A 25,051-nucleotide genomic window follows, 5' to 3' on the forward strand; every position below is an offset into this window, starting at 1 on the left:
ATTATGATGAGTATAGCCGATTTTCTCGCCAAGCTGTGCGTATAACAGGTCGAGATATCAAAGGGGCGTTATATTAATTCAACATTCGCTTATCGTCACCTGTTAAAAATGCGGCAATTGTAATAAGAATTGTACAATTCTCGCTGTTCGTTAGGCTTTAAAACAAAAGATTAATTTGCCCTGTCAAAATGGCGTCAAACTCATCTTGCAGAAATGGCAGAATTCCATCGGCGATAGGTTTGATTTGCTTAAGAATATAATGCTCATAGTCAGGCTTCGCAGTCACGGTCTCTAATGGCTCAGGACCCGCTTGAGTGATGATATAACTGATCCACCCCCCATTTTGATATTGTAATGGGCGCTTTAATTGCAAATTGTACTCATCGGCTTGACGTGCGGCTCGTACATGAGGTGGCACATTACGTTGATAATCTGACAATTTACGCCGTAGCCGCTTGCGGTAAATCAAGCGATCGTCATATTCTCCTGAACGAATGGCATGAATATAATCGCGAATAAATTCCCGATAAGGCTGGCGATAAAAAATGCGTGTATACAGCTCTTTTTGGAAGTTTTGAGCGAGGGGCGTCCAGTCAGAGCGAATGGTTTCTAAGCCCTTAAAAACCATCGTATCTTGGCTTAAACCCGCATAGCGTTTCTTACTACCTTGGTCTGTACCTCTAATTGTTGGCATCAAAAAGCGCCGATAATGGGTTTCATACTCAAGTTCGAGCACGCCATCAAGTTGCCACTCTTCTTTAAGATGCTGTTTCCACCAATTATTCACATGGTCACGCAGTTGATAACCCACTTTTTGAGCTTGTTCATCGGTGTGGGGATCTCGCAGCCAAACGAAGGTGGAGTCGGTATCCCCATAAATCACCTGATATCCTTGGGATTCAATCAACTGTTTGGTAATTCGCATAATTTCATGACCGCGCATGGTAATTGACGCGGTTAATCGCGGATCAAAAAAGCGGCATCCATCGGCACCCAAGACCCCCGCAAAAGCATTCATAATAATTTTGAGGGCTTGAGAAAGTGGGGCGTTTTTTTGTTGTTTGGCTTTATCACGACCTTGCCAAATGTGGCTAACAATATCGGGTAAGCAATGGGTCGTACGGGAAAACCAAGCACCGCGAAACCCTTCAACAGAGTGTTCAGATTCTGGGTGTGCAAGCCCTTCAATCATGCCTGCAGGGTCGATTAAAAAGGTGCGAATAATTGAGGGATACAGGCTTTTGTAATCAAGCACCAAAACGGAGTCATACAAACCCGGCTGAGAATCCATGACAAATCCACCGGGATTTAGCTGAAATTTTTGCTCACAGAGCGTAGGGGCAACAAACCCTAAGCGGTGTAGCCGAGGAATATATAAATGGGAAAAGGCGGCTACTGAGCCTCCCATGCGATCGGCGGCGAGCCCCGTGACCGTCGAACGCTCTTGCAAGAACGCCATTAAATCGGTTTTCTCAAAGATGCGATGCACCAAAATACAGTCTTGAATATTGTAATGGGCGAGGGCGGGTTTATCGTGAGCAAAGCGGCGGTTAATTTCATCCATGCGATCATAAGGGGTATCGATGGCTTTCCCTTCCCCAAGTAGCTGCTGAGCAACGGACTCCAAACTGAATGAACTAAAACTCCATGTTGCCGATTTTAACGCATCAATACCATCGATAATTAAGCGACCTTCAGCGGAGGCAAAAAAAACGCCTTGCTTAAAACCGTGTTCTCGCCATTCGAGTTTTTTCCCTTGCCGACCGAGTAACAAAGGGATTCCATAGCGCTCCGCATGCTTTTGTAAGACTTGCAAATCAAACTGGATCAGGTTCCAGCCGATGATGGCATCGGGATCATATTGCTGAATCCAGTCGTTTAATTGTTCGAGTAACTGAGGGCGACTGTTTGCGTACACTAGCCGATGTTCATTGTTGAGGGCTGGACCTTGTTCAGGGCCCAACATAAACACCACATTGTCACCGCAGCCAGATAACCCAATCGAGTAAAGCTCTCCATGTTGGCTAGTTTCAATATCGAGGGAAACGGCGCGTAGTGTCGGGCGATAACCTTCACAGGGTTTGAGTTGATATTTCCCCTGATGATTGCGAGAAAACCACACGGGTGCGGTAATAAAGCGCTCCATTAAATAACGCTCACAAGGGCGAATATCGGTTTCCAGCAGCTCAACACCTAGCGCTTGGCAGTTTTTATCCAGATTTTGTAATTGACGATATTGCTGGCAATAGATGGCATAGACTTTTTCGCGTTTAAAATCTCGCAGTTCAACGGCGCGATAACTGATATCGGCTTGCCCTTCAATTAAATGGCGTACGAGTGGAAACTTGGATTCAGGTAAAAAACCGACCGCTTGCTGATAGGGAACAATAACTTTTTGCGGCTGATTATCCGTAAGTAACCAATAGCTTACCTCGACACCGTATCGGGTATCTCGCCAATGGCGGCTAAGAATAAAGCCTTTTTCAGCGGGGGTATTTGACTGAGGCATAAAGGAAACTCGCGTAAATAATCTGCAAATTAATATACGCGAGTAGTGGAAATTTATACAGTATTATTTATCGAGCTAATAATTAGAAATGCCCAATAATGCAGAAGCGTCGGTTTTGCCTTGTAACAGTGTTTCAGTATCGCCGTCATACACAATCGCGCCATCGGCAACCACTAAGCTGCGAGGGGCGATTTGTAGTGAGTCTTCAATACTATGGGAGACCATCAATAACGTGATGGATTTATTAACGCAAATGTCATTGAGTAATTGCAGCATTTCACTGCGCAGCGCAGGGTCAAGGGCGGAAAACGGTTCATCCAGCAATAAAATCGGTTGATTGCGAATGAAACAGCGGGCGAGCGCGGCTCGTTGACGCTGCCCACCGGATAATTGCGCCGGTGTTCGGTCTAAACAGTCGGTTAAACTAACTTGCTGTGCCATTTGTTCGACGTCAGCCATTTGTGATGAGCTGAGCCGTAAACTAGGTTGTAGACCTAATCCAATGTTCTGCCTAACCGTCAGATGAGCAAACAGGTTATTTTCTTGAAATAACATGGACACAGGGCGCTTAGCTGGAGGCGTAAATGTATGGTTTTCATCATTTAAGGTGATAGTGCCGCTGCGAGGAAATTGAAACCCACTAATTAGGCTGAGCAGCGTGCTTTTGCCTGCGCCACTGGGACCCATTACGGCAACTCGTTCCCCCTGAGCGACCGCAATATCAAAATGCATATTCAGGCTATCGTATTGATAATCTAGATTTTGTAATTCAATCATGAGTTTTTCCCGATAGGCGTTCGAGTAAGCTAAACAGGCAGAAACAGAGTAATAGCAATAACATTGCGGTCACTGCGCCGTCATTGGTTCGATAAGCCCCAATTTGCTGATAAAGATAGTATGGTAGGGTGCGGAACTCTTCATTTCCGAACAAGGCAACCACACCAAAATCCCCAATTGAAATCACACAAGCGAATGCCAAAGCTTGGGCGATAGGTTTGCGTAATGCACGCAATTCAATGATTTTAAATCGGTTAAAACCGGTAATTTCGAGTGATTGGCATAACGGGTTATAGCGTTGAGCCAGATCTCGCATAGGGTTATCCAGCACTTTGAGCGCGTAAGGGATCGCAAGTAAGGCGTTAGTCATGATCACCAACGGATAAGGTGTTTCGGGTATTCCAATGGTTTCATTGAAAAAGATAAAAAAGCCTGTCGCCAGCACAATGCCCGGCATCGCCAGAATAATCAGCCCGCTTAGCTCAATAGCTTGTCCAAGTTTTAATGCATTTCTTAAACGCAGTTCACGGCTACTCCACAGCAGCATTAGCGTGAGGATCACACACAGAACCCCCGCACAGAGTGCAATAAACAGCGAGGTGGACGTGGCTTGCCATAGGGCTGATTGCTGTAAAACATCCAGTAATTGACCGTTGAGTCCATCAACAATAACGGCTAATAACGGCGGGATTAATAGCAAAATCGCTGCTGCGATCACCAGCCAGTCACGTAGACGGCGAAACAGGTTATCGGCAGGATCAAACCACGATGTTTGATGGCTAAACCCAACGGAAAAAGCATGGTTAATACGTTGGCAAATAAGCATTAATCCCACGCAGCATCCCAACTGAATCAACGCAAGCAGTGTGGCACGCCCTAAATCAAAGTCATAGCTTAGTGCTTGGTAAATTGCGAGTTCGATAGTGGTCGCTGCGGGGCCGCCACCCAGAGCGAGTACCGTCGCAAAGCTGGCAAAGCAAAGCATGAAAATCAGCGCCCCTGTTGGCAACATCTGACGGCGTAAATAAGGCCACTCTAGAATGGTAAATTGTTGCCACTCATTAAACCCAAGTTGAGCGGCACTTTGTCGTTGTTCAATCGCAATATTTTCAAGGGATTGAAGTAACATACGGGTGGCGAGCGGCATATTGAAAAAGATATGCGCCAACAAAATGCCCCGCAGACCATAAGGCGAAAATTGATAATCTACGCCGAGCCATAGGCACAGTTTTGCTAGCCATCCGGTTTGCCCATATATCGACAAAATACCGAAAACAGCGACGAGAACCGGCAAGACTAAGGTCATTGCACACAGGCGGAGCAACAGTGTGCGTCCCCAAAAGCGCCGACGATACAGAGCTCTTGCAAGAAAAATTGCGGGAATAATAGAAAAAATCGCGGAAAGTAATGCCTGCCAAAATGTAAAGCCGATGACATGCCATAAATAATCGTCGTCGATTATCTCACTGAGGGAAATTTCAGGGGCGAAAAACCACAGTGCCCCAAAAGCAAGTAGGGCAACGACGATTAAAAGACCGGAGGCTATCACCCCCGGTAATAAGGTTAAATTGATTAACGACTGACGGCGGTTTGCCATAAACGCGTCCACGTTTGACGTTCTTTAGCCACTTCCGCCGCACTAAATTGCAGAGATTTAGCAGGCAGCGGTAGCACGTTATACACTTCAGGCAACGGCATATCGATAACTGGATACATCCAGTTGGTGGTCGGTAATGTGCCTTGGAATTCAGGGGTTAACATAAACTGTAAGAACTGTTTTGCCAGTTCAGGCTGCGGGCTGTGTTTCAATCTTGCGGCCACTTCGATTTGCATATAATGCCCTTCATCGAACAGTGCCGCTGCGTAGTTGTCTTTCTTATCATTTAAAATTTGGTAACCCGGCGAGGAGGTGTAGCTCAGGACAAAATCCCCCTCGCCTTTTAAGAACAAGCCATAAGACTCGCTCCAGCCTTTGGTTACGGTCAGTGTTTTGGCCGCCATTTTCTTCCATGCATCGGCAGATTTATCGCCGTAGATTTTCTCAATCCACAACATTAATCCTAAACCAGGGGTGCTGGTACGTGGATCTTGGTAAATGATTTTCCAATTATTTTTGCTATCAAGCAGTTCATCCATGCTTTTTGGCGGTTGTTTGATTTTATTGGTGTCATAGATAAAGGCGAAATAGCCATAATCATAAGGAATGAATGTTTTGCTTGTCCATTCGATAGGTAATTTAAGCGCATCCGTTTTGATATCGGCAGGGGCAAATAATCCTGTTTTTTCTGCGGAATCGAGTAAGTTGTTATCTAACCCTAAGATAATGTCGGCTTTGCTTTTTTCCCCTTCCATACGTAGGCGATTCAGTAGTGCAACACCATCCCCTAGAGAAACCAGTTTTAACTCACATTCGCATTGTGCTTCGAAATTCTTTTTGATTTGCGGGCCTGGGCCCCATTCCGCAGCAAAGGAATCATAGGTATACACCGTCAACGTTGGTTTTTCGGCAGAGGCGAATGCAGTGAAACTTAAGGTGGTTAAAGCAATGAGTGAGGTAAAGAATTTATTTTTAGTCATTGTAATTCCTGCGTAAATCATAAAAAAACACAGGATTTGAGGAGGGACCGATACAATAATTTGTAGGCGGTAGCTCAAATCCCTACGCCGGTATTAGCCGGATCAGGTTCTACGGGTTATTTCTCAGCCCAAATTGGCACCCCGTTGAGACGCAGACTATTGTAATTACTTCAGACATATCTGCAAACTGTATTGATATAGGTTTACCAGTTTGGGTATGTGTGAAACAATTAGGCATCTTTCAAATTTGGTTATTGAGGTAGTCTAGTGATCGATGATGATGGCTACCGCCCGAATGTAGGAATTGTAATTTGTAATCGGCAAGGTCAAGTCTTATGGGCTCGCCGTTATGGTCAGCATTCTTGGCAATTTCCTCAAGGTGGGATTAACCCTGGGGAATCGCCAGAACAAGCGATGTATCGTGAGTTATACGAGGAAGTCGGACTACAGCGTAAAGATGTAAGGTTACTTGCATCTACCCGTAATTGGTTACGCTACAAATTACCTAAGCGTTTGGTGCGTTGGGATACAAAACCTGTTTGTATTGGACAGAAACAACGTTGGTTTTTACTTCAACTCCAATGTAATGATGCCGATATAAACGTGCAGCGCAGTAAATCGCCAGAATTTGACGGCTGGCGGTGGGTCAGTTATTGGTATCCTGTTAGGCAAGTGGTCTCTTTTAAGCGCGAAGTTTATCGCCGCGTGATGAAGGAATTCGCTCCCGTAGTTATGCCTTTGCAGGAACAGAAATTACCACAACGACCTGTTTTTAATAATCGTAGGCGCGGAGTTAAGTAAGCCTATGTTGACGCGTTTACGTGACATTGTCGAAAAAGTCGCGATGGCGACCAGTCTGACTCAAGCTCTTGAAGTTTTGGTCAATGAGACGTGCAAAGCGATGCGTACCGATGTGTGCTCGATTTACTTAGCCGATCATCCTCGCCAATGTTATTACCTAATGGCAACCCGCGGGCTGAAAAAGCCTAGCGGGATTGCTATTCGTTTAGGATTCGACGAAGGGGTTGTTGGCGCAGTGGGTCGACAATCGGAAATGTTGAACCTCGCCGATATTCGCGAACACCCGCAATTCAAATATCTTCCCCAACTCAAAGAAGAACAGCTCAAAGCCTTTCTCGGCGTGCCTGTCGTTTATCGACGCCAATTGCTGGGCGTGCTGGTGGTTCAACAGCGAGAAAAACGGTTATTCAGCGAAACCGAAGAATCCTTTATGGTCACGCTATCGATGCAGTTAGCGGTGATATTATTCCAAGCGCAAACAAAAGGTATTTTCGGGCAATATCGGCAAAACCGTCTCAAAGCTATTCCTGTTTCTCAAGGAATTTCGATGGCTTATGGTTGGCAAGATACCTCCCAACCTTCTTTAGACAATGTGTATCAAGCGACTACATTAAATATTGATGAAGAGCGTCAACGCTTGGTGATAGCGCTGGAAAGTGCGGCAGCAGAATTTCGTCGTATTAGTAAGCGGTTTATGGCGAGCTCATCTAAAGAAAGCGCAGCTATTTTCGACCTGTATAACCATTTACTTAATGACCCTCAACTGAAAAAGCGGTTATTTACGGCGATTAATCAAGGTGCGGTGGCTGAATGGGCGGTGAAAACCGTCATCGAAGATTACGCTTTGCAATTCTCACGTTTACGTGACCTCTATTTAAGAGAGCGCGGCTCCGACCTTCGTACCTTAGGGCAGCGCTTATTATTTCATCTCGATGATTCACTGATACCAACCAGCCAATGGCCAGACCGTTTTATCTTAGTGGCTGATGAGCTAAGTGCGAGCGTTCTTGCAGAATTACCACTTGAACAATTAGCGGGGGTGATTGTGCGCGATGGTGCAACGCACTCCCACTCTGCGATTTTGATCCGAGCAATGGGGATCCCCGCGATTATGGGGGCGGATATTGAGCCTTCTTTATTACATAATCGCCATCTGATTTTGGATGGTTATCGTGGCGAAGTGTTTATTGAGCCGGAAAACTTCATCGCTCAGGAATACCAGCAAATTATTGAAGAAGAAAATGTGCTTAGCAGATTAGCGGAAGGCACACTTTCTCAAGATGCAGTACTCAAAAACGGTGAGCATGTGGATATTTGCCTCAATGCCGGATTGAGCCCTCGCTATGAACAGCAAATTCATGATGGGGTGGATGGTGTTGGACTCTACCGAACCGAACTGCCATTTATGCTGCACAACGGTTTCCCATCTGAGGATGAACAGAAGCAGTTATATCGGGATGTACTGCAACTTTTTGCAACGAAACCGGTGGTATTAAGAACTTTAGATATCGGCGCAGACAAACAACTGCCTTATATGCCGATCAGCGAGGAAAATCCTTGCTTGGGGTGGCGTGGGATCCGCGTGATGCTGGATCAACCTGAAATATTTTTGATCCAGTTGCGTTCTATGCTGAGAGCTAACCAAGATACGGGCAATTTACGTATTTTATTGCCGATGATCACGAGCATTAATGAAGTGGATGAGGCGATCGGGCTGATTAATCGCGCCAGAAATGAAGTGAGCCAACAACTCGGAAAATCGATTGATTTACCTCCAATTGGCGTGATGTTGGAAGTGCCTTCACTCCTGTTTTTGCTGCCAGAGTTAAAGCAGCGAGTTGATTTTATTTCGATCGGTACCAACGACTTTACACAATATTTACTCGCCGTCGACCGTAATAACACTCATGTGGCGGCGCTCTATGATAACCTGCACCCTGCGGTGGTGCGTTTTCTATCCATGGTACATATGGAATGCCAGCGTATAGGTTTGCCGATTAGTGTGTGCGGTGAAATGGCGGGGCAACCATTAAGTGCTATGGTGCTGATTGCATTAGGTTATCGTAGTTTGAGTATGAGTGGGCGCAGTGTTCCTCGCATGAAATATTTAATTCGTCAGCTTGATCCTCAATTGATGGCTGAGTTAGTACCTGATTTGCTCGGTGCAGAAACCAGCGAAAATGTCCGGCATAAGATCAGCGAGTTTATGGAGAGAAATGGACTTGGTGGTTTTGTACGTGGCGGGATCTAGTTTGATCTTCTATGTTATTAATATGTAATTATATGCGGACAATAACCTCGTGTTATTATGCGGCATAATTTTTGACTCAATTATTTTAAAGTGGGGAACGATGAGTAACAGCTACTTAGCATTTCCGGAAATTGATCCCGTAATGTTCTCGATTGGCCCAGTCTCTTTGCACTGGTATGGTTTTATGTACCTTGTCGGATTCGTTTTTGCGCTATGGTTAGCGGGACGTCGCGCTTCTAAGCCAAACAGCGGCTGGACAAAAAATGAAGTCGAGAACTTGTTGTATATTGGCTTTGTCGGTGTATTTGTGGGTGGGCGACTTGGCTATGTTTTCTTCTATAACTTGCCTGTTTTCTTAGATGACCCTCTGTATCTGTTCAAGGTATGGGATGGCGGTATGTCCTTCCATGGCGGTTTGATTGGGGTTATCTGTGCCATGATGTGGTTTGCCTATCGCACGAAACGCCGTTTCTTACAAGTTTCTGATTTTGTTGCACCTTTGATTCCTTTTGGTCTTGGAATGGGACGTATCGGTAATTTTATTAATGGCGAGCTGTGGGGACGCGTTACCCTAGATACACCATGGGCATTTCTATTCCCTCATTCAAGAAGTGAAGATATCCAACTTGCGGCACAAGACCCGTCTCTGTTGCCTATTCTCGAGCAGTACGGTGTATTGCCAAGACACCCATCCCAGCTATATGAGATGGTTTTAGAAGGCATCGTTTTATTCCTGATATTGAATTTATTTGTACGTAAACCTCGTCCAATGGGTAGCGTATCGGGTCTGTTCCTTATCGGTTATGGGGCATTCCGTATTATCGTTGAATTCTTCAGGCAGCCAGATGCGCAGTTAGGTTTATTCGGTGGTATCAGTATGGGGCAAATTCTCTCGATTCCGATGATTATTATCGGTGTATTGATGATTATCTGGGCTTACAAATACGGTAAAAATATCCCTGCCCATAAGCCTGCTAAAAGTGTTGATAGCAAGTAGCGTATATAGCTAGTCACGTAGGCAGTAAATAACGTAGACAGCAAATAACGCAGACAGTAAATCTCGTTAATAAGCAGTAAATTCAGTCATTTTTGGTTTGTGTTATTGAGGGATATTTGATAACACAAACCGCCTGTATTTCGGAGTAAGAGAGCCACTATGAAGCCGTATCTTGAGTTATGCCAACGTATTATCGATGAAGGTCAATGGGTTGAAAATAAGCGCACAGGTGTCCGCTGTTTAACCGTGATTAATGCCGATCTCGAATATGATGTGGGCAACAATCAATTTCCTTTAATTACAACGCGCAAAAGCTTTTATAAAGCCGCCATTGCCGAGTTATTAGGGTACTTACGTGGCTATGATAATGCAGCGCAGTTCCGTGAAATTGGTTGTAATACTTGGAATGCCAATGCTAATGAAAACCAAGCATGGTTAGATAACCCGCATCGTAAAGGTGAAGATGATATGGGGCGCGTTTATGGCGTCCAAGGTCGCTCATGGCAGCGCCCAGATGGCTCTCATCTTGACCAATTAAAGAAAGTGGTTAATAACCTGAAAAACGGTATTGATGACCGCGCCGAAATCGTGACTTTCTATAACCCCGGAGAGTTCGAAATGGGCTGCTTACGTCCTTGTATGCACACCCATACGTTTTCACTACTTGGCGATACGCTGCATTTAACCTCTTATCAACGTAGCTGCGATGTGCCTCTTGGTCTCAACTTCAATCAGGTTCAATGCTTTGTTTTACTGGCTTTAATGGCGCGAATTACGGGTCATAAAGCAGGTAAGGCTTATCATAAAATTGTGAACGCACATATTTATGAAAATCAACTGCCTTTAATGCGTGATGTTCAATTAAAACGTGAACCATACCCATCTCCAAGCTTAACGATTAACCCTGCAATTAAATCATTGGAAGATCTTGAAACGTGGGTAACAACTGATGATTTCACCTTAGACGGTTATCAGTGCCACGAAGCAATAAAATATCCATTTACGGTCTAATTCGGGTGGATTGATATAAAGGCATAGATACGCATAGCCTCTGTAAATAATACGGTTTATGCCTTTATTTTTATTATCTTTACGGCTCACTCGATTTTCTAAGTTGCTCCATACCTTTACATCCCTGTCAACTCTTACTCTCGTTCACCCTTATTACTTCCGCTATTTCCCATTTTTGCCTTATCCCCGAAAGCTATTCTGACCTGTCTCTCTTATTTTGGGGGAACACTTTTTTATCTTTACGATTAATTTTGCGAAGCCGTTTCCAAAAGCATTCAAGGAAAATGCAAAAGTGACATTTTGCTGGGAAGCGCTACGAAGAATGGTAAATGAGGTCTGTTGGACTGAGAAGTTTTCATCCAAGCTCCCCGTAGATAACGGTTGAGAGAGATAAGGAAATGCCAGAACAGACAAATTTGGTACATGGAAAAATAAAGTGGCTAAAGCGCAACATTGATGAGCAGGGATTCACTTTAATTGAAATACTGGTTGTTCTGTTTCTGTGCTCAATTGTTGCTCTGCCTGCGTTTTATCAATGGCAACAGCAAGTGAAACGGCTACAACTTATTGATGCTGCTAGGCAAACTGCCGAATTTATCTACAGTAATCTAATGGAAGGCATTTATTTAAATCAGCACCGTATTATGACAGTAAGTTTCACATCAAAAGAGTGGCATTTAGTGGTTACGGATGCAGATACAGCGCAACAAATTAGCCAATTTAAGGGTGACAAATTTGAGCGTATTGAGCTCAAGCACGCGTCTAGACAATCGATTCATTTTTACGGTAAGCAAGGGACAAGTAGCCCTTTTCGAATTGAGCTCAACAATGAAAGTGACCAAATATCCGTGATTATTTCATCTGCGGGTCGGGTTCGCAGTTGCAGCCCACAAATATTAGCAGGTGTGCCCAAATGTTGAGTCACACTAAAAAGTATAAAGCAGAAAAAGGTTTCTCTTTGCTAGAAACACTGATTGCGATGCTAATTGGTTGTCTAGTCTGCATTGCAGCGATGAATACGATCCCCGTGTTATTTAAGCAACTATTTCAGGCTTTTTTTCAATATCAATTGGATAGAGAGGTCAGGCAGGTGTTGATTAATATGGAAAAATATTTTCGTCGAATTGGTCATTGCAGCCAGTCACCTTCCAAACCTCATTGTGAAGGAAAGGCAATTACCATCAGCACTAAGTTCTTAAGTCGTCAGGCTAACTCCTGCATTATTTTTGCCTATGACCAAGATTTATCTGGGGGATGGGTTATAGGGCCAAGTCATTCATTACATTCCGATTTCTTTGGATTCAGGCTCCATAACAATAAGCTGGAATCTAACCGTAATGTGACAAATTGCGATGGTACCCGTTGGCACTCGTTGTTTGACCCGAACATGGTGAAAGTTAATAAACTGACCTTTGATTGGCGGCCTGCAACAAAAGTTTTAGACATGTCGATGACAGTTGAAAGTATTTTATTGCCGAATAGAACGTTTGATTATCATTCCTCCGTGATGTTAAGGAATGTGCCATGAGGGAAACAAAAGCGCAGCGAGGCAATATTGCCTTAGTCATGGTGATGGTACTAATGAGTGTCGGGCTTATCTTGCTGAAAGCACTAAATTATTACCAAGCGCGGGCTAGCCATGAATTAAGCCGCGAAGAAAAATACTATCAATCATTCAATTTGGCAGAATCAGCATTGTCATGGGGACTCGCTCAACATTGGAAATTAAAAGCAGAAAAAGCGAGTCCTTGGGTATGTCAACGAGAAACAAATCACGGGTGGGTGAGTTGCCTTAAGCATTATAAAAATAACCAATTCATTTTATCGGGTAAAGGTGAATTATCGAAAAACCAATCGCTAACGGTATATCGATGGGTTGTGCCGATATGGAATGAAGGGCGCTTACAAGCGCGAGAAAATGGCTGGATTGATTATTGTCCTGTGGCGATTAAAGGATTTTGCCAATGAAGAATTCACAGCAAGGATTTGCGCTGGTAGAGTCGATGATTGCGGTGGTTGTTTTTGCTATCTTGCTGATAGCTCTGCTAAACTACAGCCAATATATCGCTTTGAATTTTAATCAAATATACCAAGGTTCACAGGCAGTTCGGTCTCTACATGGTACTTTAGAAGGTAAACGCTCTTCTAATGATAAAGTTCCATTGGAAATAGGGTATCAGCCGCAGAGAGAACAGATAAAAATCGTGCATTCTACAATCCTTGGGAACTGTAGTGAATCTAAGGTGTCCTTGTTAGTGGGCGGGAAACTGTATTCGATAAGTCGCTGGATGTGTGCAAAAGGAGAGAGTCATGTTTCAGGTTTATCATTCTAACCAATTAGATCTACTCAAAGAGCTAATTGCACACTTAATGGAGAATGACCCGCTACCTCATCCTTTTGAGCAAGAAATTGTATTAGTACAAAGCCCCGGTATGTCTCAATGGCTACAGATAGAGCTCGCTAAACGCTTTGGAATAGCCGCCAATATTAACTACCCATTACCTGCTACGTTTATCTGGGATATGTTCCGCCGAGTGCTTCCTGATATCCCCAAAGAAAGCGCTTATACTAAGCAGGCGATGACGTGGAAGTTAATGACGATTTTACCCAATGTCATTAATGAAGCTGAATTTGAGCCTCTACGTCACTATCTGCAAGACGATTCAGACAAGCGTAAGTTGCACCAATTATCAGGGCGTATTGCCGATTTATTTGACCAATATTTGGTTTACCGACCGGAGTGGATTGCTCTGTGGCAACGTAATGAGTTGATTGATGGGCTCAGTGAAAATCAATTGTGGCAAAAAAGATTATGGCTATGTTTGGTGGAATATACAGAGCAGCTGGGTCAATCTCCTTGGCACCGAGCAAACCTCTATCAGAGTTTTATCGATAAGCTTAAAGTATCGCCAGAGTTAGCTAAAAATTTACCATCGCGCCTATTTATTTGTGGTATTTCCTCGTTGCCGCCTGTGTATTTACAAGCGCTTAATGCAATTGCCGAACACTCAGATATCCATTTAATGTTTACCAACCCGTGTCGCTATTACTGGGGAGACATTCAAAGCAGTACCTTTTTAGCGCGATTACAGCAACGAAAATTGCGCCACTATTTGGATAAGCACGAAATTTCCCGTTTTAAAATTGATGAGCACGCTATCAACTTATTCAATGCTGAAGGTGAACAAAATTTAGCAAACCCACTGTTAGCATCGTGGGGCAAGCTTGGTCGGGATAACTTATATTTTATTTCTCAAATTGATGCCGCCAATGAAGTCTCTGCCTTTGTTGATAATGGGCGAAATAACCTTCTCGAAAATTTACAGCAAGATATTCTCGATCTTGAAAATCACGCACAGCTAGGCGTGACATTAGATGAGTATGAAAGTAGCTCCCAGAAGCGCTCACTCCATCCAAGCGATCAATCCGTGACATTTCATTCATGTCATAGTGCTCAGCGTGAAGTTGAAGTTTTGCAGGATCGCTTATTGGCTCTATTTGAAGAAGATCCTACATTAACCCCCCGTGATGTGATTGTCATGGTCGCTGACATCGACAGTTATGCGCCTTATATTCAAGCTGTGTTCGGTAACACTAGCTCATCACACTATATTCCATTCTCTATTTCAGATAGAAAGGCACTACAAGCCCATCCAATCTTACAAGCTTTTATTATGTTATTGGATTTGCCTCAAAGCCGCTTTTCAACGGAGCAAGTACTGGCGTTATTAGAAGTTTCAGCGTTTGCCGCGCGTTTCGATATTGATGAGAGTGAGCTGAGTTTGTTAAGGAGATGGGTCAATGAATCCGGAATTCGCTGGGGGCTGGATGATGATAATGTCAGAGCACTATCGCTACCGGTTATTGGGCAAAATACGTGGCAGTTTGGTTTAAGCCGAATGTTACTTGGCTATGCGATGGATAGCCGTAATGGCCCGTGGAATGGTGTGCTTCCGTACGATGAATGCAGTGGGCTCGCAGCTCAATTGGCAGGCAAATTAGCATTACTCATCGATACACTTAGAGAATGGCGAACAGGCTTAGAGCAAGAACGTACACTCGATGAGTGGAAAGAGATCTGCCAGCAATTAATTGATAGCTGCTTCAAAGTCGATAGTGAAACTGAAATCGTCTTAACCTTACTCACGACACAATGGCACAAAATTATTGAAAATGCCCTGACTGCCAATTATCAAGAAGCTATTCCATTACGTTTAATTCGTGACGAGCTATCGGTTTGCTTTGACGACGAAAAAATCAGCCAGCGTTTTCTTGCTGGTGCAGTGAATTTCTGCACGCTAATGCCAATGCGTTCTGTACCGTTTAAAGTCGTTTGTTTACTGGGTATGAACGATGGTGCATATCCACGTAATGTACCGCCCCTCGGTTTTGATTTAATGGCAGAAAAAGTCCAGCGAGGGGATAGAAAGCGCCGTGATGATGACCGATATCTATTCTTAGAAGCATTAAATTCAGCGACGAAGCAACTCTATATTAGCTACATTGGACGTTCAATTCGAGATAACCAAGAGTGCAATCCATCGGTGCTAGTCACTGAATTATTGGAGTATATCTGTCAGAGTTTCTGCTTACAGGGCGACCAATCATTGAACATCGATGAAAGTTCACTGCGGCTAAAACAGTATTTAGTCACTGAGCATAATCGAGTGCCATTTGCGAAAGAAAACTTTATCCCTAACACGCTTTATCAAAGCTTCGCACAAGAATGGCTGCCAGTCGCAAAAAGTGCAGAGCAAACGGCTAAGTCGTTTACGTCAGTATTAGAACAACGTGAACCTATTACAGAGTTATCGTTAGAACAGATTTTACGTTTTTATCGACACCCTATACGTGGCTTCTTTCAACAACGCTTAAAAGTGCATTTTTCAATTGAAGAGACTGAACTCCCAGAGGAGGAGCCATTTGTATTGGGGGGATTACAACGCTATAAAATCAATGACCAAGTGCTAGATTTATTAGTCAAAGATGAAGACCCAAATCCCCTTTATCATGCATTAAAAGCCTCAGGGCAATTACCCGCCAAACAATTTGGCCAGCTATTTTGGGAGAAGCAATTGAATGATATTGCTCCATTAGCTGAAAAAGTGAAAGAGTACGGCGATCGACGTGTCGATTATCCGATTGAGTGTGAAATACATGAGATCAAAATTACAGGCTTATTGCGAAATGTTCACGAGTCAGGAATATTGCGTTATAGACCTGCTTATCTTACTGCCAATGATGGCGTGCAATTATGGATAGAACATTTGTTTTTTAATGCGTTTGTTGGTGAAGGTGAAAGCATCGCATTAGGGCGAGAAAACAGTGTTTGGCATTTTTCTGCCATATCCTCAGAGTGTGCAAAAGTACACTTGAATACGCTTATTGAAGGGTATTGTGAAGGAATGAATACGCCGCTAATACTGTTAAATCAGAGTGGTTGGAATTGGATTTCGGCGTGTTTTGATAAAAAAACGAAGGAATATGACTTTACGTCAGAAGATGTGCAGCAAAAGGCGTTATCGGCGCTACTGCAAAGCCTACAAGGAAGCCAAATGAAAGTGGGTGAAATGGAAGATGATTATGTATTGAGAGCTTGCAGAAGCATAAATAGTTCATTGATTGAATCGCTGCTGAGTAATACTCGGCGCTTCTTACTGCCGATGGCAGAGTACTTAAAATAAGGGAGAGCATCTAAGAATGTTACGATTATCGAAACATATCGCTCATTTATTCTTGTTATCACTACTGTTTGTCGGTAGTGCCATTGCTGCGCAGCCACTTTGGCAAGTTTTGCCAGAGACTATCAATAAAAGCGTCAGTGATCCGCGAGAATATAAAGCAATCAAACTTAATAACGATATGACTGTTTTACTGGTTTCAGACCCTAAAGCAACTAAGTCGTTAGCGGCAGTTTCATTACCCGTAGGGAGTATTGAAAACCCGAGTAGCCAGTTAGGGCTTGCTCACTACTTAGAGCACATGGTGTTAATGGGTTCTAAAAAATACCCTGAGCCAAGTAGCTTCTCTGAGTTTTTACAAAAACACGGCGGAAGCCATAATGCCAGCACGGCACCACATCGCACTGCTTACTATTTTGAAGTTGAAAATGGGGCTCTTGAGGCTGCTACGGATAGACTTGCGGATGCACTCGCGGAGCCGTTACTTGACCCCGTGAATGCAGACAAAGAACGTAATGCCGTCAACGCTGAACTCACCATGGCTCGTGCTCGTGATGGTATGCGTATTTGGCAAATTCGTTCTGAAACGCTAAACCCTGCCCATCCAAACTCTCGCTTTGCAGGTGGAAATCTGGAAACGTTGAAGGACAAACCCAATAGCAAGCTCCAAGATGAGTTAGTGAGTTTCTACAAACGTTATTACTCAGCAAACTTAATGAATGGCGTATTGTATAGTGACCAATCTATTGAACAATTAGCGAAAATTGCCAATGAAACCTTTGGACGTATTCCTAATTTTAATGCTTCAGTACCAGCGGTTACGATCCCCGCAGTGACGGATAAAGAAAAGGGGATTGTGATCCACTATGTTCCCTCTCAGCCACAAAAAGCATTGCAAATCGAATTTAGCATCAAAAACAATATGGCCGATTTTCGTAGCAAGAGTGATGAATACATCAGCTACTTAATTGGAAATCGTAGTCCGGGAACGTTATCTGATTGGCTTATTTCTCAAGGATTAGCAGAAGGTATCAGCGCATCTGCGTCACCAAATGCTGATCGTAACTATGGCTCATTTTCTATCTATGTCACGTTAACGGACAAAGGGTTAGCAGAGCGTGATCAAGTTATCGCAGCTATTTTTGCTTATATTGATTTGATTAAAAAACAAGGTGTTAACCAAGATTATTTTGATGAAATAGCCAAAGTGCTCAATCTATCATTTCGTTATGGTTCCATTGTTAGAGACATGAATTATATCGAATGGCTTTCTGACCAAATGATCACAATGCCTGTTAATCACGTTCTAGATTCTGATTATGTTGCAGATAAATATAATCCTGCAGCGATAAAACAGAGACTTTCTGAACTGACAGCACAAAATGCACGTATTTGGTTTATTAGCCCGAATGAACCGAGTAATAAAAAAGCTTACTTTGTCGATGCGCCTTATCAAGTCGATAAAATCAGTGAAAAACAGTTCACGGAATGGGCTGGTTTAGAGTCAAAAATGACCTTTAAATTGCCAAAATTGAACCCTTATATTCCGGATAACTTATCCCTGATTAAAACGGATAAAGCATATAAGCATCCTGAAATGGTTTATCAGGAAGGGAATACACGTGTGCTGTATATGCCAAGTCAGTATTTTGCTGATGAACCGAAGGCGAGTATTACGTTAGATTTGCGCTATAACGATCAAGATGAAACAGCAAAATCTCAAGTGGTAGGTTCTTTACTGCAATATATTTCATCGTTAAAAATGGATGAATTACAGTATCAAGCTTCCGTGGCTGGGATGTCCGTCTCCGTCTCTCAAGGGGTTGGGTTACAGTTAAATGCGAGCGGTTATACTCAGCATTTATCGGAGCTGTTTTTATCCATGACCAAGGAGTATTTAAGTTTTGAGCCAACAGAAAGAGAGTTGATTCAGGCAAAATCTTGGTACAAAGAACAAATCGAAGTGGCAAACAATGCGAAAGCATATGAGCTAGCCATGCAGCCATTACAGCGCCTTAACAGTGTTCCGTATTTTGAACAGGAGCAACGGTTAGCCGCTTTAGACACGATCACTTTGAAAGATATTACGGACTACCGTAGTTCCGTCGTTGAAGGTGCCGCCTTACAAGCATTAGTTGTGGGTAACATTACTCAGCAGCAAAGTATTCAAACTATCCAAGATGTCAGTAAGCTGTTAAAGAGCAAAGGTAAAAATTGGTGGAGTGGTGACATCGTTGTGGTGAATAAAACCTATCTAGCCGATTTCCATAAGCAAGGTAATAGCAGCGATAACGCATTGGCCGAGTTATTTATTCCTGATGGTTATGACCGTATCGATGGTGCGGTTCTGTCTGGCATTTTATCTAAAATTGTTCAGCCGTGGTTTTACGACCAATTACGAACCAATGAGCAACTAGGTTATGCCGTATTTGCTTTTAAGGTGGGGCTTGGTGATCAGTGGGGTATTGGCTTCTTGCTGCAAAGTAATGCCAAAGCCCCCGATTATCTCAATACTCGCTATCAAGATTTCTATAAAGTCACTCTGGATAAGCTGAAGAAATTACCTTCTGCTGAATTTGAACAATATAAACAATCGATTATTACGGAAATGAAACAGCCGCCACAAACATTCTATGAAGAAGTGGGGCGCTATGGTTCCGATTTTTCTCGTAATATTTTCAGTTTTGACTCTAGAGATAAAGTGTTATCGAGATTAGCGACAGCCACTCAAGCTGAAGTGATTGCATATTATGAAAATGCAGTTTTAAAACACCAAGGTTTAGCAATGGCATCTCAAGTGATTGGTCAGGGTGTTGATGAAAAATCAGGGTATGCAAAACTGAAAAATTGGGTGTTGTACCCACAAGCGTCAGATCTTCAGAAGATGTTACCTATCAAGGAAAATGTTGAGTGAATAAGGTGCAGATGAGTTCCCAATTGTTAGATGCTTATACACTTCCGTTACGTGGACAGCGGTTAATTGAAGCATCGGCTGGTACAGGCAAAACCTATACGATAGGGATCCTCTATCTGCGCCTATTATTAGGTTTAGGGAATGAAAATGCATTCCCTCGACCTTTAAGTGTTGAGGAAATTCTGGTTGTGACCTTTACCGAGGCGGCGACTAATGAATTACGTGGGCGTATTCGTGAGCGTATTCATAAGATGCGCTTGGCGTGTTTACGAAATGGCTTGGGATTCGAATCGGAACCAGAATATCTCACACTGTTAACAGAATTATCGAGCGAAGAACAACGCGCTTTTGCGGCGAATTGGCTATTAGCTGCTGAGCGTCAAATGGATGAAGCGGCTATTTACACCATTCATGGTTTTTGCCAACGAATGTTAGCGCACAATGCATTTGAGTCAGGCATTTTGTTTGAACAAACCATGATCCAAGATGAATTTCCTATCCAGAAACAAGCATGTGCGGACTTTTGGCGTCGTCATTTTTATCCCCTGGATTATTCGATGACCAAAGTGGTTCATGCCGAGTGGAGTGGACCTGAAGCACTATTGAACGATATTAAACCGTTTTTGCAAGGGGATATTCCTGCCATTATCAATCAGCCGGAATTACCTGAAACTCTTGAAGAGCGCCATCAACGTTTGATTGGTTTAATTCAGAATTTAAAAGATTTATGGGCAAAAAATGTCGCTGATTTTGAAAAGCTAATTTCTAATTCTGATGTAGATAAACGCAGCTACAGCGCACGTTATTTACCAGCGTGGCTAGAAAAAATAACCAGTTGGGCAGAACAAAGCACCGATGATTATCAATTGCCAAGAGATATTTTAGAGCGTTTTGCTCAATCTCGATTAGATGAAAAATCCAAAAGCGGTTCAGGGCCTTCGCATGCTGTTTTTAGATTAGTGGATGAGTTGCTCACCCAAGCGTTGACGATCAAAGATTTGATTATTCCTCAGGCGATCACTGAAGTGCGCCAGACCATCGCCCATGAAAAGCAAACGCGCGGTGAATTAGGTTTTGATGATTTGCTGACTCGACTGGATAGAGCGCTGCATCAAGATGGTGGGGCATTACTTGCCGAAGCGATTGCTAAGCGCTTCCCCGTGGCGATGATTGATGAATTTCAAGATACCGACCCCCAGCAATACCGTATTTTTCAGCGTATTTATCGGAAAACTGAAGGCACTGCATTGCTGTTTATCGGAGACCCAAAGCAAGCTATTTATGCATTCCGTGGTGCGGATATCTTCACGTATATTGCGGCGAAAAAGCAAGTTAGTGCTCACTATACGTTAGAGACAAACTATCGCTCATCCCAGAGTATGGTTGAGGCGGTTAATCAGGTTTTTCACCATGCTGAAAACCCATTTATTTTTGAGCAAATTCCATTTCAAGGCGTTAATTTTGCGGTTCATAATAGCCATAAAAAACTGATCCATAACGGGAAAGAAGTGAAAGCGCTCACTTTCTGGCAGCAGCAAGCTGAAGCTGTTTCCGTTTCTGAATATGAACAAGCCCTTGCGCAGCAATGTGCGGCACAAATAGGACGATATCTTGCTGGTGGTTTGAAAGGGACCACTTACTTTGAAAATAAGCAGCAGCAAACGCCTGTAGAAGCTTCGGATATCACCGTATTAGTGCGCAGTCGTCGTGAGGCGATATTGATCCGTGATGCGCTAAATCAACTGAATATCCCATCGGTGTTCCAATCAAATCGAGAAAGCGTGTTTGCGACCCAAGAAGCCAAAGAAATTCTCTGGCTATTATTGGCAGTATTAACACCAGAAAAAGAACGGGTGTTGCGCAGCGCCTTAGCGACGGGGTTATTAGGCTTAACAGCAGAAGATATTGATAACCTAAATTACGATGAAAAAGCGTGGGAAAACTTAGTTGATGAGTTTGCTCACTATGCTGTAATTTGGCGTAAACGCGGTGTTTTACCCATGTTACGTGGGATTATGTCTAAGCGACATATCGCTGAAACCTTACTATCGGGTTCTGAAGGTGAACGCCGTTTGATGGATCTCATGCATATCGGCGAATTACTGCAAGAGACGTCTCTCCAACTTGAAGGTGAGCATACACTAACCCGTTGGTTAGCGCAGCAGATCGCTCACCCAGACCATCAATCAGATGCACAACAGATGCGCCTTGAAAGTGATAGACATTTGGTGCAAATCAGCACCATACATAAGTCTAAAGGGCTAGAATATAAAATTGTCTGGTTGCCGTTTGCGAGTAACTTTTTGCCTCAATCAAAAGGCCTGTTCCATGACCGTGATGATTACGTTACGAAGCTCGACCTTGATGATTCACAAGAGTATGTCGAATTAGCGGATGAAGAGCGTTTAGCTGAAGATTTACGCTTATTGTATGTGGCACTCACTCGCGCTATTTATCACTGTAGTGTTGGAGTCGCGCCGCTTATCAAAGGCAATCGTAAAAAAGCAGGTAATACGGATTTGCACCTATCCGCGCTGGGGTATTTGCTGCAACAAGGCCAAGAAGGCGACAGTGTTTTACTCAGCAGTACGCTTGAAGCACTCAGTAATGATGTGATTGATGTGCAACCGATAGATCTCCCTGAAATGGTAAAACTGGATTTAACTAAAGAGGCCAGTGATGAATTATCAGCAAGAGCGGTTTCTCGACACTTTGATGATAGCTGGCGTGTAACAAGCTATTCTGGTCTGAGTTATAGCACCTCCCATGGAGAAGAAGAGCAAACCTTATCTGCTGAGCAATTTGCTAACTCATTAGCCCCTAAGATGGATATTGAAGTCAGTCATGATGTTGAGGTGCAAGAAACACAAGAAAATACACTGACTCCGCACCAATTCCCTAAAGGTGCTGCGCCTGGCACATTTTTACATAGTTTGATGGAAGAAATTGATTTTTCAGGTGACATTTCATCCGAATGGCTAGAAGAAAAACTACAAGTATCAGGCTTTGATACTCAATGGGTTTCGATGTTACAAGGCTGGTTGAATGCCATTCTTAATGTACCGTTAGCTGATGATGGGCTCTGTTTGTCGGCTATTCCAGCTCAAGATAGGCTGGATGAAATGCAGTTCTATTTACCGATTGATAGCTTGCTCAATGCAAAAGAGGTTGATCGCGTTACCCACAAACATGATCCTCTATCAAAACATTGTCCTCCGCTTAATTTTGAGCAGGTACAAGGTATTTTAAAAGGCTTTATAGACTTAACCTTTTGCTGGAAAGGGAAGTTTTATTTATTGGATTATAAGTCCAACTATTTAGGTGAAGATGCCTCTTATTACACTCAAGAGGCAATGGCTGAAGCGATGATTGACCATCGATATGATCTGCAATATCAGCTTTATTCGCTGGCATTACACCGTTTTTTACAACAGAGGATGCCAAATTACGATTATGAAACTCATTTTGGTGGCGTTTATTATCTATTTTTACGGGGAACTGAACGCATAGATTCTCAAAATGGCATCTTCTTTTATCGACCAACAATTGAATTTATCAGTGAGTTTGATGCGCTATTTCATGATGCTCAATCTAAGGAGCCACAATGATGAAAGCGTTATTTAATCAAGCTATTGAAGCGCGTATATTCACGCCTCTTGATGTGCAATTCGCCTATAACGTTGCGAATGAAGATAACCCGATTTTATTGCTAGTGGCAGCGCTGCTTAGTGCAGAAACTATGTCTGGACATGTTTGCTTATCGTTGGAGGATATTCGCCCTGACGTACTATTTATGGGAAGACATCCTGAGTTTACGGCGCAATTATGGCAAATGATTGGAGAGCCAAATCAAGCCGCTATCAGAGCTGCATTATTATCCAGTGAATCCGTGTGTGAAGTTGGGGGTGGGTCTGTTGCTCCATTGCTACTATCAGGTGATTTCCTTTATTTCCAGCGTATGTGGCAATACGAGCAGTGCGTAGCTCACTTCTTTTCAGAAACTGAGTTAGCCGATGTTAGGAATGATAATATTGTTAATGATTCGAAAATTCAGCCGATTTTAACGGAGCTTTTCCCTGAATCAACGCAGATAGATTGGCAAAAAATTGCCGCTGCTATTGCGTTAACTAGCCGAGTCTCGGTTATTTCAGGGGGACCTGGAACGGGGAAAACGACGACGGTCGCGAAAATTTTAGCGGGGCTGATTAAGTTAGGTCATCAACAGCAACATCGTTTGCGTATTGAATTAGCCGCCCCAACAGGTAAAGCTGCCGCTCGTTTAACCGAGTCATTAGGGTATGCGATGAAACAGCTGCCGCTAAATGACGATGAGCGTGAATCACTCCCCTCTCAAGCCAAAACATTGCACCGATTATTAGGGGCTCAGCCTGAAAGCCAGCAGTTTCGTTATCACCGTGATAATCCGCTTGCACTCGATATCTTGATTGTTGATGAAGCTTCAATGGTGGATTTACCCATGATGGGCAAGCTCATAGAAGCACTGCCTGACTCTGCCAAACTGATATTTTTAGGTGATAAAGATCAGCTTGCTTCCGTTGAGGCGGGGGCGGTTTTAGGGGATATCTGCCGCTTCGCGAATAAAGGCTATAGCCCTGAGCGAGCCGCTCAGCTGGAGCGATTGGCAGAATGCTCATTAAGTGAATTTACCTCAAATGAAGGGCCTGCTATCCGTGATAGTTTATGTCTATTAAGACACAGTTATCGTTTTTCAGCGGATTCAGGAATTGGCCAGCTGGCTTTCGCCGTCAATGCTGGAAATGTGAAACGGGTGGATGATATTCTTACACAGGGTTTCACGGATATTCATAACTATATCCCTAGCGCCATGCCAGATAACGAAAACGATGCTGAAGCTGAAATGAGCGAAAGCTACGCTAACATGTTATTAGATGCGGTCGGGTTCTATCAGCACTATTTACTAGCCGTTAAAGCAAGGGAAAACCCTGCTGATGTTCTACATAAATTTAATCAATACCGTCTACTTGCCGCATTGAGGGAAGGGGCTTACGGGGTTTCTGGTTTAAATGACAAACTTGAGAAATTACTCCATCGCCAAGGGTTAATTACAAAACCGTATAACTTGCAGCATAAGCATTATGTTGGAAGACCGATCATGATCAGCCGTAATGATAGCGCACTAGGTCTCTTTAATGGCGATATTGGTATTATCTTGTTAGATGAAGAGCGGCAAATGAGAGCTTATTTCCAGTTCCCTGATGGCTCCATTCGTGGGATCCAACCCAATCGACTGCCAACACATGAAACGGCGTACGTGATGACGGTTCATAAATCTCAAGGTTCAGAGTTTGCTCATACCGCCTTGGTTTTACCTTATGTATATTCGCCCGTAATCACCCGAGAGCTCGTCTATACCGCGATGACACGAGCTAAAAATGAACTTTCATTGTATGGCAGCAAGAAAGTGTTACGCCGTGCGATAGAAACACCGACTAAACGCCGTAGTGGCTTAGCGCTACAGTTTGAACACTACGGTTTGAGCAGTTAAATTAA

General features: G+C 43.4%; 16 protein-coding genes and 1 riboswitch. Of the genes, 12 read left to right on the forward strand and 4 right to left on the reverse strand.

Features of this window, described 5'->3' with window-relative positions; genetic code table 11:
- Positions 1-157: 157 nt before the first annotated feature.
- From PR799_RS11375 to thiB, 4 genes are all read right to left on the reverse strand, one after another.
- Complete coding sequence (locus PR799_RS11375) at positions 158-2,509, reverse strand: DNA polymerase II (protein ID WP_272522081.1); 2,352 nt, start codon at positions 2,507-2,509, stop codon at positions 158-160.
- Positions 2,510-2,584: 75 nt separating this feature from the next.
- Positions 2,585-3,286, reverse strand: a complete 702-nt coding sequence (gene thiQ / locus PR799_RS11380) for a thiamine ABC transporter ATP-binding protein ThiQ (RefSeq protein WP_154627671.1) — start codon at positions 3,284-3,286, stop codon at positions 2,585-2,587.
- Positions 3,279-4,883 carry a thiamine/thiamine pyrophosphate ABC transporter permease ThiP gene (gene thiP / locus PR799_RS11385; RefSeq protein WP_272522082.1) on the reverse strand — a complete coding sequence of 535 codons (1,605 nt, stop codon included), beginning with the start codon at positions 4,881-4,883 and terminating at the stop codon, positions 3,279-3,281. The genes thiQ and thiP overlap by 8 nt, the downstream gene beginning before the upstream one ends.
- Positions 4,859-5,863: a thiamine ABC transporter substrate binding subunit gene (thiB, locus tag PR799_RS11390; RefSeq protein ID WP_272522083.1), complete on the reverse strand. Its 1,005-nt coding sequence runs from the start codon at positions 5,861-5,863 to the stop codon at positions 4,859-4,861. Before thiB ends, thiP begins: the two co-directional genes overlap by 25 nt.
- Positions 5,864-5,924: 61 nt before the next feature.
- Positions 5,925-6,017, reverse strand: a riboswitch (TPP riboswitch).
- A 113-nt stretch (positions 6,018-6,130) separates the two neighbouring features.
- On the opposite strand from thiB, the gene rppH reads away from it, so the two are divergent.
- From rppH to recD, 12 genes are all read left to right on the forward strand, one after another.
- Positions 6,131-6,664: an RNA pyrophosphohydrolase gene (gene rppH, locus PR799_RS11395; RefSeq protein WP_006659219.1), complete on the forward strand. Its 534-nt coding sequence runs from the start codon at positions 6,131-6,133 to the stop codon at positions 6,662-6,664.
- Positions 6,665-6,668: 4 nt separating this feature from the next.
- On the forward strand, positions 6,669-8,915 hold the full coding sequence (gene ptsP, locus PR799_RS11400; RefSeq protein WP_272522084.1) for a phosphoenolpyruvate--protein phosphotransferase: 2,247 nt from the start codon (positions 6,669-6,671) through the stop codon (positions 8,913-8,915).
- Between the two features lie 100 nt (positions 8,916-9,015).
- A complete protein-coding gene (lgt, locus tag PR799_RS11405) occupies positions 9,016-9,912 on the forward strand; it encodes a prolipoprotein diacylglyceryl transferase (RefSeq protein WP_154603370.1) in 897 nt (298 codons plus the stop codon).
- A 159-nt stretch (positions 9,913-10,071) separates the two neighbouring features.
- Positions 10,072-10,923 (forward strand): thymidylate synthase, encoded by an 852-nt coding sequence (locus PR799_RS11410; RefSeq protein WP_154627667.1) that lies wholly within the window; start codon positions 10,072-10,074, stop codon positions 10,921-10,923.
- A 398-nt stretch (positions 10,924-11,321) separates the two neighbouring features.
- On the forward strand, positions 11,322-11,843 hold the full coding sequence (locus tag PR799_RS11415; RefSeq protein ID WP_154627666.1) for a prepilin-type N-terminal cleavage/methylation domain-containing protein: 522 nt from the start codon (positions 11,322-11,324) through the stop codon (positions 11,841-11,843).
- Positions 11,837-12,451, forward strand: a complete 615-nt coding sequence (locus PR799_RS11420) for a prepilin peptidase-dependent protein (protein WP_272522085.1) — start codon at positions 11,837-11,839, stop codon at positions 12,449-12,451. The genes PR799_RS11415 and PR799_RS11420 overlap by 7 nt, the downstream gene beginning before the upstream one ends.
- Positions 12,448-12,891: a DUF2509 family protein gene (locus tag PR799_RS11425; RefSeq protein ID WP_272522087.1), complete on the forward strand. Its 444-nt coding sequence runs from the start codon at positions 12,448-12,450 to the stop codon at positions 12,889-12,891. Before PR799_RS11420 ends, PR799_RS11425 begins: the two co-directional genes overlap by 4 nt.
- Positions 12,888-13,256 (forward strand): type II secretion system protein, encoded by a 369-nt coding sequence (locus tag PR799_RS11430; protein WP_154603365.1) that lies wholly within the window; start codon positions 12,888-12,890, stop codon positions 13,254-13,256. The genes PR799_RS11425 and PR799_RS11430 overlap by 4 nt, the downstream gene beginning before the upstream one ends.
- A complete protein-coding gene (recC, locus tag PR799_RS11435; RefSeq protein ID WP_272522089.1) occupies positions 13,234-16,608 on the forward strand; it encodes an exodeoxyribonuclease V subunit gamma in 3,375 nt (1,124 codons plus the stop codon). Before PR799_RS11430 ends, recC begins: the two co-directional genes overlap by 23 nt.
- Before the next feature lie 16 nt (positions 16,609-16,624).
- The gene (gene ptrA / locus PR799_RS11440) at positions 16,625-19,519 is read left to right on the forward strand and encodes a pitrilysin (RefSeq protein ID WP_272522092.1); all 2,895 of its coding nucleotides are present in this window, start codon (positions 16,625-16,627) and stop codon (positions 19,517-19,519) included.
- Positions 19,516-23,127 (forward strand): exodeoxyribonuclease V subunit beta, encoded by a 3,612-nt coding sequence (gene recB, locus PR799_RS11445; RefSeq protein WP_442959363.1) that lies wholly within the window; start codon positions 19,516-19,518, stop codon positions 23,125-23,127. The genes ptrA and recB overlap by 4 nt, the downstream gene beginning before the upstream one ends.
- Entirely contained in the window at positions 23,127-25,046 is a 1,920-nt protein-coding gene (gene recD, locus PR799_RS11450; protein WP_154627892.1) for an exodeoxyribonuclease V subunit alpha, read from the forward strand. The genes recB and recD overlap by 1 nt, the downstream gene beginning before the upstream one ends.
- Positions 25,047-25,051 lie beyond the last annotated feature (5 nt).

Origin of the sequence: Providencia sp. PROV202 (assembly GCF_028479565.1) — a bacterium.
Classification (GTDB): domain Bacteria; phylum Pseudomonadota; class Gammaproteobacteria; order Enterobacterales; family Enterobacteriaceae; genus Providencia; species Providencia zhijiangensis.